The sequence below is a fragment of the Pedobacter yulinensis genome, from assembly GCF_003029735.1.
GTDB lineage: Bacteria > Bacteroidota > Bacteroidia > Sphingobacteriales > Sphingobacteriaceae > Pedobacter > Pedobacter yulinensis.
The window spans coordinates 832,168-844,842 of the sequence record NZ_KZ686269.1; the positions used below are offsets into that span (position 1 = coordinate 832,168).

Sequence of the window (12,675 nt, forward strand, 5' to 3'; positions counted from 1 at the left end):
TCTTAGGGGTTATTTTTTTAATTGAGGATTTTCACTATAGATTCTGGCAATTTTTGCAGCGTACTTTTTGTACATCTCCCGGGAAACTGCGACCGGATCGCCTGCTGGTTTATCTGCATACTGCTCGCGGCCGTTTACCCAATTCCATTCCCAGTCTTTAATGCGTTCTTCAAACGCTTCCTGGTCGAACGATTTTCTCTGCGCAAGTGCAGCCGTCGTCGCGGCAAAAAACTGCTGCCACCGTTTGCCATAAAAGCCGTTGAAAAGGCCCGACCACTGTTTGTTAGCGTATTCATGCAACGATGCGTCTTTGCCGCCCCAAAGGGTAACGAGGTCGCGGGCGTTCATTTCGTACAGCCGGCTTTCTTTTTCATTGGTTGCCCATTTTTTGGCATCATTGAGCCACTTGCCCAGCAAAAAATCCGGGCGCGTAGCCATCAGTTTGTCCATGTCAGCGATGAGGGTCATAAACGCTGCCGTACGTTGTTTATATGCAGCAAGGTTTTTCTGTTTAAAGTCTTTCGCAAACTGGCGTTGTAAAGCGGTTGCGTAATTGGCCATGACCTGGCGACCTACGTTGACCAGGTCGTACTGGTAGCCATCTACTTGTTTGAATGCATCGGCCGCATTCAGCAGGTGTGTCCATGCGGGCAAAAGTTTGTCAGCATCGTAGGGCAGCGCAGTAATGGTCCAGCCCGCATCCGGTTCGTGGGTCGGGCGGCCCGAAATGATGGTCTCGTAACTTCCCTCCTGCGCATACACCGTCTTATGCAGCACCGACCAGGCTTTTTCGGTCTCCGGATGGCGTTTGCCGTACCTGCTCCTGGTATAATCGACCAGCCATTTTTTTACATCGATGGGCCGGTCATTCCAGACATGTTCCAGCATAAGCGAATAAATGACGGGGTTTTGCTCAATACCCTCGGGTACAAGCCCAATTCCCGATAAGCGGCCACGGTTGGGATCGTGTACCATTTCTGCAGGTTCGCGCCCGATATAGTCCAGGTTACCGAACAGCGGGTTTCTGCCGCCGAAGTTGTGCAGCATGCACCAGATCCATTGTTTCCCCCAGAACGCATCGGTTTTGGTCCAGATCGGCTGCTCATCGGCAAACAGGTCAAGTATGATCAGTTTGTCGTCTGGCACGCCGCTCAGGTAATTTTTTACCACATCAGGTTTCCAGAAGTCGCGTTTGTCCCAGAACATCCAGCCCTGCATGACCCATACGGCTTTGGGGTCGGCCTTGGCCATGCCCTGATAAACGGCAGTGCCGATTTTCCGTACATAGGCCGTATCGGTATACGGCAGGTACATCTCGTTAAATGTATCTGCACCATACAGGTGGTCGGCATTGCCAAAAGTTTTATCCTGCTCTGCCATAAATTTGTCTGCGATCTGCTGGAAGAGCGGATCGTCCGGATGCAGCACATAGGTATCGGCAAAGCGGCCTTCCCAGTTCAGTTTATCAACCTTCGCGTTGGGGAAACGCGACTTAAAGGTCGGCGGCACGTGTCCGCTGAAAGCAGGCAGGATGGGTTTCATGCCCAGTTCACGTTCTCTTGCCAGGATCTTTTTTTCCAGGGCTTCGTGACTGCTCATCCAGCTTTTAGGCAGCGGCCCGTTCAGCCCGTCTATATTGCCCGCCCAGAACCACATGAAATAGGCCGGGCCGGTAAAGAAGGCGTCCATATCCTTATCATCAAAACCCATGCTGCGGTACACGCGGTCCCACAAGGCGTTCTGTCCGATCATGGCAAGCGGCATGTTCACGCCGTTAAGCGCCATAAAGTCGATCTCCCATTCCCAGCGTTTCCAATCCCACCAGGACGAGGTGTAGTTGATGGTGCAATAGTTTAAGTAATGCCGGTAGTCATGTGGTGTTGCTTTTCTGACCTTTGCGGGTACCATGGGAAACGGTTTCGGAATGTTCAGGTTGGTTCCGTTCCAGCTAATTTCGCAATGGGCGTAGTTCTTGAGCCAGTGGTTCAGCGCGCTGGCTACCGATACACCATTGTTCCCCCTTAATACGATCTTATTGCCCTTTGTTTCAAGTTCAAAGACGTCTTTGTCATGGTCTGCGGGAACCTCTTCTACCAGGAACCGGTCGGCATACGCGGGCAGGATCCGTTTGATCAGGTCGTAACTGGCCTTTTCATTCAGTTTAGCGGCTGTGCCGGCAGGCTGTGCCAGGGTTTTTGTTGCGGAGAACAACAACAAGGCGACAAGCCAGGGCAGGATGCTGAGTTTTAATTGTTTCATATCGTTATTTTGTGTGTTTGTTTTGTGTGTAGGCCTGTTCAACCCTGTTGCTGTACTTTGTATACAGTGCCCTGGCTACAGCAACCGCATCGCCTTTGGGTTTGTCGGTATAAGGTTCGGTAGCGTTAACCCATTTCCATTCCCAGTTTTTGATCTCCTCCTCAAACCGTTTCTGATCAATTGGTTTGCCTGCAGCGGCCTGCTTTTGAACTTCTGCAAAAAACTGCTGCCACCGCGGTTTGTAAAATCCTTTAAGCATGCCGGCCCATTCTTTACAGGCATATTCATGAATGTTGCAGTCCTTATCCAGCCATAGCGTAATCAGGTCTCTGGCATTGCGCTCATAAAGCTGTTTTTCCCGGGCATTGTCGCCCATGGCTTTTGCGCTGTTGAGCCAGGCACCGAGCAGGAAATCTTTTCGGGTAGACAGCAGGTTGTCCATGTCGTCGATCAGGTCGAGGAAAAGCGCGCTCTTCCTGTTAAATGCGGCCATGTTTTTCTGTTCATAATCCCGGGCAAAGTCCTGCTGCAGCTCGTTGGCATAATTGGCCAGTACCTGCCGGGCCACATCGACAATGTCATATCTGAAGCCGTCGCTATTGCGCAGGTCGGCCGAGGCGTCAAGGAGATGTTTCCACGCGCCAAGCAGTTCTTTGGTGTTGTATGGGATCTCAGTATAGGTCCATACAGTTGCCGGGCTGAACGTTGGCCGTCCGGTAATGATCGAGTTGGTACCCCACCACGGCTGGTGACTGTAAACGGTATTTTTCAATATTTCCCAGGCCTTTTCAGCCGCCGGGCTTTTCTGGCCATAGCGCCTTCTTGCATAAGCCTTAAGCCAGTCGTCCAGCACAATGGGTGCTGTGTTCCAGACGTGGTCCAGCATCAGCGCATAAATTGCGGGGTTTTGCTCGATGCCTTCCATGGTCAGGCCGATGCCGGATAAATTGCCTTTTCCCCTGGCTTGAAGCGCTGCCGCGGGGTCTGCTGCTATGCTGTTCATGTCGCCAAACATGCTGATGCGGCCGCCGAAGTTGTGAAGCATACACCAGATCCATTTTTGGCCGTAAAAGGCGTCTGTGCGGCTCCAGACAGGGTTTAATTCGCTGTTCAGGTCCAGCACAATGAGTTTGTCATCCGGTACTGCGTTGAACAAGGCTTTCATTTGCGTCGGCTGCCAGAAATTGGGACGGTCCAGGAACATCCAGCCTTGCATGATCCAGGTTGCCTGCGGATCTACAGCCGCCATAGACTCATAAATCTTTCGGGCCATGCCGCCCAGATAAGTCGAGTCGTTACTTACCGGGGTCATTTCATTGAACGTGTCTGCCGAGTACAGGTGGTCTGTGCCGAAGGTCTTGATCAGTTCTTCGAGAAATTTTTTCCCGATCTCTTTGAACATGGGCGTTTCAGGATTCAGTACATAGGCTGGAGCCACGTTGATGCCCCATTGCTGCGTGTTGACCTTAATATGGGGAAAGCGGTCCTTAAATGAAGGCGGTACGTGCCCGGTGAAAGATGGCAGAATCGGCGTCATGCCGAAAGACCGTTCGCGCTCAAGTATTTTCTTCTGCAGGGCTTCCTGTTTTTGCATAAAGTTTTTTGACATGGGGCCGCCCCAGGCATCCAGGTTACCCATCCAGAACCAGTTGGTGTAAGCCGGGCCGCTGAAGAATGCATCCATATCTTTGTCTGTAAAGCCCATGCTGCGGTAAACCTTGTCCCAGATTGAATTTTGTCCGGTTAGCGCCAGCGGCATATTGATGCCGTTCATGGCCATGAAGTCGATTTCCCACTCCCAACGTTTCCAGTCCCACCAGGTGGCGGTGTAATTGAAGGTGCAATAATTGAAATAGTAGCGGTATTCGTGCGGTGTCAGTTTGCGGACTTTTACAGGTACCTGCGGGAAAGGGTCGGGAATGTTCAGGTTGGTTCCGTTCCAGGTAATTTCACAATGCGCATAATGCTTGAGCCAGTGGTTTAATGCACTGGCAACCGATATGCCGTTGTTTCCGCGCAGCACAATCCTGTTGTTTTTACTTTCGAGCTCAAACACATCGTTGCCTTTCTCTTTTGGAATGTAGGCGATCTCGAATTTACCGGCGTGCTCAGGCAATACCCGCTTAATGAGCCCGTATGCGGCTTCTTTGTTCAGTTCTTTGTCGTTATATGCCCGAACGTTTTGGGCGGTTGCCGTCAAAACAAGCGCCAGGACCAAAATGATATATCTCGTTTTTCTCATGGTGTGTAGGAACGGCGCCCGGGCATGAGCCCCGGGGCTCATGCCCGGGCGCCATTTGTATGTGTTTGTTACTTTTGTAATGGCCAGAATCCTGCTGGATTAAACTTGTACCGCCAGAGGTCTCCGCTGCTGTCTAGCGCGAGCAGGTCATCGCCTGCTGCAAACACTGAACCGTACATGTTCCAGCCGCTGCCTACTTTCTTCCTGGCACCAAATTCCCCGGTATCTGACAGCGGGAACTGGTACATATCGCCCCCCGGCTCGATGGCGATCAGGCTGTTTTTGTAGGCAAAGACTGTTGTAAATGCATTCCAACCGGAGCCGATATCTTTTATTTTGCCGAAGTCAAAGTTGCCGGCCGCATCAAGCGGATACATGGTCATCTTGCCTCCGTTGTCGATACCGAGCAGCATGCCTTTGAACGGAACGATCCTGCTGAAAATGCCCCAGCCCTGGCCAATGCCCTTGCTCCCGCCAATCACACCGCTTTTTGTTATTGCATACTGCACAATGTCTCCTGCACCGCTTCCCCAGCGGGCAATAAGCCGGTCACCGCCATAATAAAAGATCATGTTGAAGATGTTCCAGCCGGACCCGATTTGGCCCGGTGTACCGAATGTGCCGTCGACGTTTGCAGGATAAAGCAAAAGGTTGCCTTCGCTGGTTCTCCTGATCAGTTTGCCGTCGAAATCAAACATCACGTTCCCAGCCGCTTCGGCGCCGAACGAAATGGATTTCTCCCGCGGCACTTCGCCGGGGGCGTAAGATCCCGTAATCAGGTAATAGCTCGTTTTGAGTTCACCATTGATCCGGGCGCTGGCATCTTTTATACTGACGGGTAGCAGGTAGCTTTGAAAAGGAAGCATAAAACCCTTGGTTTTGAGTTTGATATGCAGGGCGCCGGTACTCTTTTCGCCGCTTTTTATAACGGCCTGCTCATTGCTGAGCGTGTAACTGCCAGCAGGCATGAGCGCATAACTGGTTCCGTTTTTGGCGTTAAACTCAGTTACTTTGGCCGCATCGACCACGAACCTGAGTTCGACATCTTTCGCATTGTCCTGGCTGCCGCCGAGAAAAGCGCTGTAAACCAGGGTGTCGGTCTTATCTGTAATGCTCAGACTTCGTTGTATAGGGTTCTGGTTTGCCTGCGGCATGTACAGCTGCTGAAAATCATCGGCCCCCGGGATGTCCAGGTTTACATGGACTTCTTTGCTGCATGCGGCAACGGTAAGAATAACCGCCATGCCGCATAACCATTGAAATATATTTTTCATCTGTTCAAGTTATTTAAAGAAGATGAAGCCGCTCAAAGCAAAGGGCTTCACCTGTTGCTATTGTGTTTACCAGCCGGGGTTCTGAACCAGGTTTGGGCTTTTGTCTATTTCACTTTGCGGGATGGGGAACAGGTAATGTTTGGGGCCCTGGAAGATCCGAGACTCGACGAGCATTCTCCTGTAAAAGACATCGTCTTTGAGCGAGGTGCCGGCAGCAACGTTCAGTCCGTAGATCGGGCCGTTGTCGGTCTGCGTCGAAATTTTCCAGCGGCGGGTGTCAAAATACCGGTGTGTTTCAAATGCCAGTTCTACTCGGCGTTCATTGCGAATGCGCTCGCGCATTTCCTGTGCCGAAAGGTTTGCAGGCAGGTTGGGCATGCCTGCCCGGTTCCTGATGCGGTTTACGGCATCATAGACTGCGGGCGCGGGGCCGCCTGCTTCGTTCAGTGCTTCGGCATAATTCAGGTAAAACTCGCCCAGGCGGAAATAGATCCAGGTTTTAAGCGAAGACCTTCCCTGGATGAGGCTTACACCGGGGTCGATAAATTTCTTGAGCAGATAGCCGGTCGTATTGTAGTCGCGGCCGGCATTACCCCGTCCGTCTGCGCCGGTAGACCAGAACTGGACCCTGCGGTCAATAAAAAAGGCGCCGTTAAAATTGATCGTTGCATAAAAGCGCGGATCGCGGTTCACATACATGTTCCTGGTGTCTGCCATCCACCTGCCGGCCGGGTGGGCAGTAGTGGCATAACCGCTTTCTACATAACCAGACAGCGGGTTAATTACCGGGGCACCATCGCTGCCGTAGCCGGTAATGGGTACTGAACCGTCGGCCATGTTGTAAGCATCGATCTGGTTTTGCGTGGGGTTCCAACCATTCCAGCCGCCCAGACTTCCTGGAAAGGCGCTTTTTTCCATCCAGTTGTCCCGGCCCGAGTTGCGGGCAAACAAGACCTCTGAATTGTTATTTTCCAGAAAGAGCTGCTGGTAGTTTTTTACAGGGTCGGCATAGCGGTCAAACAGCTTGTAGCCGGCTGCTTCGCATTGTTCAATGCAAGTCTTTGCTGCCGCCGCGGCTAGGTTCCATTTGTCTGCCACATAAGTCTGGGAGAACAGTTTCATGCCCTGTTTATCTGCCACCGGCGCATAGTCAGGATTGCCGTTCCACAGCGGACTTGCATTGTAAAGCAGCAGCCTGGCCTTCAGTGCCAGCGCGGCAGCTGCAGTAGGCCTGCCGAGGTCGCGGTTCTCTACCACATTCATGGGCAGCATGCTGGCTGCCCTGTCGCACTCTGAGGCAACGAAAGCCACGCACTCTTCCATGGGTCTGCGCTTGATCTGCGTAAAATCATCGGCTACGCCAGCGGCATAGTCCATGATCGGCACAGGCCCGTAAATGCGCATAAGTTGAAAGTGGTAAAAGGCGCGCAGAAACCTGGCTTCGCCGATCCAGCGGTCGCGGGTTACAGCTGTAAACTCCGTTGATAGCGGCGTCAGTTCAATGTACTTCAGGAAAATATTCGCCTTCCTGATGCCCTCGTACATGTTTTTGTAGATCTGCCCGGCAACATTGAACGCGTTCCAGCTTCCTTTATTCATCATTTTAGGAAATTTCTCCGGCCAGGGCACATTCATTTCATCAGAGGCGACAATGAACGGATTGATATCGATCATGTCGGTGAAATAGATTTCGTTCGGCAGGCCCGCGTAGATATCGACCAGGAAAGCTTCGGCGTACTTGCGCTGCCGGAAAGCCTCTTCGATTGTAATGTCTTCTTCCGGGCTTTTGTCGAGGTACTTTTCGCAGGCGGAAAAAGTCACAGACACGCTGAATAAAGCCAATAATATGTAGGTGTAATTCTTTTTCATGTTACTTCTATTTAAAATCGATCTGGAACCCAAAGTTGACTGAACGCTGCAGCGGGTAGGCTCCTGTGCCGTCATTGGATTCAGGATCCATTACTTTGATGTGGTCCCAGGTTGCCAGGTTCATTCCGTTTACAAACAACCTCAGGTTTTTGAGGCCCATGCGGTTACTCAGCCCCTTGCCTAACGTGTAGCCGATTTCAGCGTTCCTTAACCGCAGGTAGTTGCCATTGCGCATCCATACGGTCGAATTCAGGAAGTTATTCGGATTATTGCCAACGTCTATAGCCGGGTAAAGCGCGTCTCGGCTGGTCGGGGTCCACCGGTTATCGTAATATTCGGTCATGACGTTGTTTACGCCGAGGCCGTCAAAGAAAGGCCACATGGACGAGCCGCTGAGAAATACGCTGGTGCGCGCCGCACCCGTAAAATACACACTCACATCAAAGTTTTTGAATGAGAAGGTACTGCCAAAACCGAAACTCATCTCAGGAAGGCGTGAATAACCGGCAGGGATCTGGTCAAAGGAATCGATAACGCCATCGCCGTTAATGTCCTTGTACTTTACATCGCCGACCCTGACCTGCGAGAACGTTTGCCTCGGACTGGTCTCTATTTCCTGCTGCGACTGGAAGAAGCCGTCTGAAACGAAGGCGAATGACTGGCCAAGGCGAAGTCCCTTTTCTGAAAGGTAAGAAAAGCGTTTAAGGGCCTCATCGTTTTCAATGATGGTGTTCCTGGCGAATGTGAAATTGCCCCTGAAAGAATAGAACAGGCCGCTGCTGGTGGTATGTTTAACTTCGAGCAGGGCGTCAATACCCTTGTTTTTGATGATGCCCAGGTTCCCGAAAGGAATAGACCAGGGGAAGAAGCCTGCAGCTGCGGGTACGGTGCGGCGTTGCAGGAGAATGTTCTGGCGCTTTTCGCTGAACACGTCTACCTGCAGGGTCAGGATATTTTTGAACAGGCCCAGGTCGAGCCCGATGTTGTTCTTGTCTGCGGTTTCCCAGGTTACGTTCTGGTTCCCGATGGCATTCTCCTCCATGCCGTAAAGCGCTTCCTGTCCCGGACCGAAGAGATAACTCTGCCCCTGCGTCCTGATCGTGCTCAGGAACAGAAACCTGCTGCCGGAAATTTGGTCGTTACCCACTTTTCCGTGCGAAGCCCTGATCTTCAGCGAACTCACTGCCGGTATTTTCCAGAAGTCTTCGTTTGATATTACCCAGCCGGCAGAAAATGAAGGGAAGAACCCGTACCGCTTGCCCGGAGGAAAGTTTTCTGAACCATTGTAGCCAAAATTGAGCTCGGCGAAATACCGGTTGTTGTAACCGTAGGTGGCCCGGCCGGCAACACCCTGTCTTCTCTGCGGAATGTTCAGGATGGAACTGGAGGCAGTTAGGTTAACGTTCTCATTCTGGTTAAACAACAGCATGGCGGTAACGTCATGACGGCCGAAATTGCGGTCGTAGTTCAGTTGCAGTTCGGTATACATGAGCCTGTTGCCTGCGCTGCCGATCGAGTAGCCAAGCGGCTGCTCTTCCCTGAACGCTGCGCTGTACAGGTCTTTACCGGTCAGGGGGTCCTGGCCCAGGTAACGCTTCACTTCGAAAGCCTTGGGCCGCGCATTCGTGGTCTGGCTGTTGCGGTCGTAGGCGAACAATCCCCTGATTGAGAGGCCTTTTGTTGTAAATGAAGATAGGTCCCACTTAGCGCCAAAGGTGCTTTGAAGCGTGCTGCCATCCTGGGTGGCGTAACCGGATTGGGTAACACGGCCCCAGGGATTCCAGCCGATATAGGTTGATGCGCCGCCGGGTGTTCCGTCAGGATTTCTGACCGGATAGGCAATCGGCGAGATGACCTTCATGGAAGCAAAGATGTCAGACATGCCAAATCCGGGATAGTTTCCCGTGCTGATGATGCCGCCCAGGCTGAGCTGCATGGTCAGGCTTTTCGACAGGTTGATGTCGACATTGCTCCTGAAGTTGTAACGTTTGATGTTTGCGTTCGTGTTGAACTTGTTATTCGGATCCTGCTGGTACAGGCCGTCCTGTAAAGTAAATCCTACGTTCGTATAGTATTTAATGATCTCAGAACCGCCTGTAACCGTTAAGTTGTTGATCGTTTGCCAGGTGTTGCGTTTCAGCACCGCTTCTGTCCAGTTTGAGTTGGGGTACAGGTAAGGATCTGAGCCGTCATAGAACTTCCGCAATTCTTCTGGGGTCCAGCGGGGCGATTGGTTCGAATTGATAAGCGCCTCATTCATCAGCGAAGCATATTGGCCGCCATTAATGTACTCGGGTAAGCGCAGCGCCGTTAGCCCGGCCACTTCCCCGCGGTAGGTAATTCTTGGTTTTCCCGATTCTCCCCGCTTGGTGTTGATCAGGATAACGCCGTTTGCGCCGCGCACCCCATAAATTGCGGTTGCCGATGCGTCTTTCAGAATCGTAAAACTTTCGATTTCCTGGGCGTTGATCTGATTCATGTTTCGCTCTACCCCATCAATCAGCACCAAAGGCCCGTTGCTGCCAAAGGTCGATAAGCCCCTGATGTACACCTGTGCGGCATCGCCGCCGGGCTCACCGCTGGCCTGCCGGGTAATGATTCCCGGAAGTTTACCTGCAATGGCATTTGAAAGTGAAGGTGTTGAAGTCTTTTCCATCTCCCTGACCGAAATGGATGACAATGAACCGGTAACAGATACCTTTTTCTGGGTTCCATAGCCGACAACCGCCACATCGTCCAGGTCGCGTTTATTATCGGGAAGAAGCTGAACCGTCACCGGACCTGTTACGTTTGCACTGATGGTTTGCGTTTTGTAACCCACAAACGAAAACTGGATCGAGTCCCGGTTACTGCGTACACCGATAGAGAACTCTCCTTCCGCGTTGCTGATCGATCCGCCGGTCCCGCCCTTGATCCTGACCGAAACACCGATCAACGGAAGCCTGGCTTCGTCGATGACTTTACCAGTTATGAGTTTGAGATCTGTCTCCTGGTAAAAAGAAAAATCTCGTGCCTTTGCCTCCGTGATCAGGAACAGCAAAAACAAGAATTTTAAAATTCTGTGCATATAATTAGTTTGGTTGGTTTAGTTGCGTACATAAAAAACCAGGTATAATATGCGTTTTTTATGCGGTTTATTAAGCAAATATAACCGCAAAAAACTAGCAAGCAAATTTTGTTTGAAAAAAAACTAAAATTCTTCATTAATGTATAAAAGTCACATTTATAGACTGATGTATGGCATGACTGCTGCTACAGTCCTGCCACCTTTCGCACATTCAAAACCGCATAAAAACCGGAAAAGGATAAAAAGCATGCGGTTTTCGGGCTTCCTTGTGAAAAAATAGCGTAGTTTTACAGACCTAAAAGTCGTTTTGCACCCATGCGGAAAGAAGAAAGACACAAACTCATTATGAGAGAGATCAACCTTCATAACAAGGTTCTGTCTGCAGATCTCAGTGCGCTGCTGAACATTTCAGATGATACGGTAAGGCGCGATCTGAAAGAACTTGCCGAGACCGGGCAGGTGCTCAAAGTGCATGGCGGTGCCGCCAGCAAGTCTTTTGTGGCGCCGTTCAATGCTCAGAATGAGGTGTATGCGCTGAAAGAGAAAAAGGCCATTGCCGAAAAAACCCTGAAGCTGATTAAAAATGACATGGTGATCCTGACTGAAGGCGGCACAACCATTCTGGAGTTTGCACGCATGATTCCCGAAAACCTGAAAGTCACTTTTTTTACGATCAGTCCCCAGGTAGCCATTACGCTTTCAGACCACAGCAACCTGGAAGTGATCACCATTGGCGGTAAATTGAACAAAAACGCAAACCTGCATGTTGGCGCCAGCGTTATCAATCAGCTGATCGATATCCGTGTTGACCTTTGCCTGCTTGGCGCGAATGCTTTTTCAGCCGAGGAAGGGCTGACCGATATGGATTGGGATGTGGTGCAGGTTAAAAAAGCAATTATCAGGTCGGCCAAGAAAACTGCGGTGTTGAGCATTTCAGAGAAACTGAATACGGCGCAGCGCATCCGGATCTGCGGGGCCAACCAGATCAGTTACCTGATTACTGAACTGGGAGCCGATAACCCGCTGCTGGCCAGCTACAGAAATGATGACTTTCGATTGCTGTAGGTCTGCTGCCAGGTGCAGCGGTGTATGATAGCCCGTAAGGTGGAAATTTTTACATACCAGGCTCAATCAGGAGCACATTGAACTTATGTCCGTCCGGATCGGCAAAACCGCCATAAAAGAATCCGTATTCGTCGTACGCAGCTTCGCGGAATATGGTGCCGCCGGCTTGCCGGGCCATTCTAATCCATTCCTGAACATCGGCTTCAGACTCAGCTGACAGGGAAAACATGATTTCGTTGCCACTGCTAAGGTCAGCGCTGGTGCCGCCGAACGCCTTTGCCAGTTCTGACTTGTCAAAAATGTATGACCAGATCATTGTCGGCGAAAAGAAAGCTTACGAGCGTCTTCGAAGGATTTCCACTTGGCCTGATGCCAAGCGCATGATAAAAGGTAGCGCTGCGTTCAACGTCTTCTACGCCGAGGTTGGCCCAAATCTGTTTTGTCTTCATAGGATGATTAAAGTATACGGGTGGTATGATAGACAATATAAGATTTTCCGTTCTAAATCAATCCTTGTCCGAGCGTAAATGGACATGCAGCAGTTCCGGTTCCGCACACCGCTTACCGGCGGGCCTGTGTCGCGGCCGAAAAACGGCAAAAAAAAAAGCACCTGTTCAACAGGTGCTTTACAATTATAATCGAAATCTGATTAGCTGATCTTAACATTAATTGCATTCAGGCCTTTTCTACCGTGCTCGATGTCGTAGCTTACCTGGTCATTCTCACGAATGTTATCCATCAAGCCTGAAGAATGAACAAAGATTTCGCTATCGCCATTTGCTGGCACGATAAATCCAAAACCTTTTGTCTCATTGAAAAATTTTACTGTTCCTTGTTGCATTGTATTTATTTTATACACAAAAGTACATAAAAAAAGTCAATTAAAATAAAATTTTGTA

General features: G+C 50.7%; 9 protein-coding genes. 1 reads left to right on the forward strand and 8 read right to left on the reverse strand.

Annotated features, from left to right (window positions below; all coding sequences use genetic code 11):
• Positions 1 to 9 precede the first annotated feature (9 nt).
• The 5 genes from C7T94_RS10980 to C7T94_RS11000 all read right to left on the reverse strand — a co-directional run bounded on the left by C7T94_RS10980 (position 10) and on the right by C7T94_RS11000 (position 10,711).
• The gene (locus C7T94_RS10980; protein ID WP_107216071.1) at positions 10 to 2,259 is read right to left on the reverse strand and encodes an alpha-N-acetylglucosaminidase; all 2,250 of its coding nucleotides are present in this window, start codon (positions 2,257 to 2,259) and stop codon (positions 10 to 12) included.
• Between the two features lie 4 nt (positions 2,260 to 2,263).
• Positions 2,264 to 4,501 carry an alpha-N-acetylglucosaminidase gene (locus C7T94_RS10985; protein WP_239494994.1) on the reverse strand — a complete coding sequence of 746 codons (2,238 nt, stop codon included), beginning with the start codon at positions 4,499 to 4,501 and terminating at the stop codon, positions 2,264 to 2,266.
• A 68-nt stretch (positions 4,502 to 4,569) separates the two neighbouring features.
• Entirely contained in the window at positions 4,570 to 5,775 is a 1,206-nt protein-coding gene (locus C7T94_RS10990; protein WP_107215380.1) for a BT_3987 domain-containing protein, read from the reverse strand.
• A 66-nt stretch (positions 5,776 to 5,841) separates the two neighbouring features.
• Positions 5,842 to 7,644 (reverse strand): RagB/SusD family nutrient uptake outer membrane protein, encoded by a 1,803-nt coding sequence (locus tag C7T94_RS10995; protein WP_107215381.1) that lies wholly within the window; start codon positions 7,642 to 7,644, stop codon positions 5,842 to 5,844.
• Positions 7,645 to 7,651: 7 nt separating this feature from the next.
• Complete coding sequence (locus C7T94_RS11000; RefSeq protein WP_239494995.1) at positions 7,652 to 10,711, reverse strand: SusC/RagA family TonB-linked outer membrane protein; 3,060 nt, start codon at positions 10,709 to 10,711, stop codon at positions 7,652 to 7,654.
• A 315-nt stretch (positions 10,712 to 11,026) separates the two neighbouring features.
• On the opposite strand from C7T94_RS11000, the gene C7T94_RS11005 reads away from it, so the two are divergent.
• Positions 11,027 to 11,776: a DeoR/GlpR family DNA-binding transcription regulator gene (locus tag C7T94_RS11005; RefSeq protein ID WP_107215382.1), complete on the forward strand. Its 750-nt coding sequence runs from the start codon at positions 11,027 to 11,029 to the stop codon at positions 11,774 to 11,776.
• Between the two features lie 49 nt (positions 11,777 to 11,825).
• On the opposite strand, the gene C7T94_RS11010 is transcribed toward C7T94_RS11005, so the two are convergent.
• The 3 genes from C7T94_RS11010 to C7T94_RS11015 all read right to left on the reverse strand — a co-directional run bounded on the left by C7T94_RS11010 (position 11,826) and on the right by C7T94_RS11015 (position 12,617).
• Positions 11,826 to 12,092, reverse strand: coding sequence for a VOC family protein (locus tag C7T94_RS11010; RefSeq protein ID WP_204353265.1), 267 nt, complete (start codon positions 12,090 to 12,092; stop codon positions 11,826 to 11,828).
• Positions 12,070 to 12,225: a VOC family protein gene (locus C7T94_RS19515; RefSeq protein WP_204353266.1), complete on the reverse strand. Its 156-nt coding sequence runs from the start codon at positions 12,223 to 12,225 to the stop codon at positions 12,070 to 12,072. The genes C7T94_RS11010 and C7T94_RS19515 overlap by 23 nt, the downstream gene beginning before the upstream one ends.
• Before the next feature lie 200 nt (positions 12,226 to 12,425).
• Positions 12,426 to 12,617 (reverse strand): cold-shock protein, encoded by a 192-nt coding sequence (locus C7T94_RS11015; RefSeq protein ID WP_107215383.1) that lies wholly within the window; start codon positions 12,615 to 12,617, stop codon positions 12,426 to 12,428.
• Between the last annotated feature and the right edge of the window lie 58 nt (positions 12,618 to 12,675).

Coding starts and splice junctions, on each gene's coding strand:
- C7T94_RS10980 (WP_107216071.1), bottom strand. CDS start 2,259: ATGAAACAATTAAAACTCAGCATCCTGCCCTGGCTTGTCGCCTTGTTG.
- C7T94_RS10985 (WP_239494994.1), bottom strand. CDS start 4,501: ATGAGAAAAACGAGATATATCATTTTGGTCCTGGCGCTTGTTTTGACG.
- C7T94_RS10990 (WP_107215380.1), bottom strand. CDS start 5,775: ATGAAAAATATATTTCAATGGTTATGCGGCATGGCGGTTATTCTTACC.
- C7T94_RS10995 (WP_107215381.1), bottom strand. CDS start 7,644: ATGAAAAAGAATTACACCTACATATTATTGGCTTTATTCAGCGTGTCT.
- C7T94_RS11000 (WP_239494995.1), bottom strand. CDS start 10,711: ATGCACAGAATTTTAAAATTCTTGTTTTTGCTGTTCCTGATCACGGAG.
- C7T94_RS11005 (WP_107215382.1), top strand. CDS start 11,027: ATGCGGAAAGAAGAAAGACACAAACTCATTATGAGAGAGATCAACCTT.
- C7T94_RS11010 (WP_204353265.1), bottom strand. CDS start 12,092: ATGATCTGGTCATACATTTTTGACAAGTCAGAACTGGCAAAGGCGTTC.
- C7T94_RS19515 (WP_204353266.1), bottom strand. CDS start 12,225: ATGAAGACAAAACAGATTTGGGCCAACCTCGGCGTAGAAGACGTTGAA.
- C7T94_RS11015 (WP_107215383.1), bottom strand. CDS start 12,617: ATGCAACAAGGAACAGTAAAATTTTTCAATGAGACAAAAGGTTTTGGA.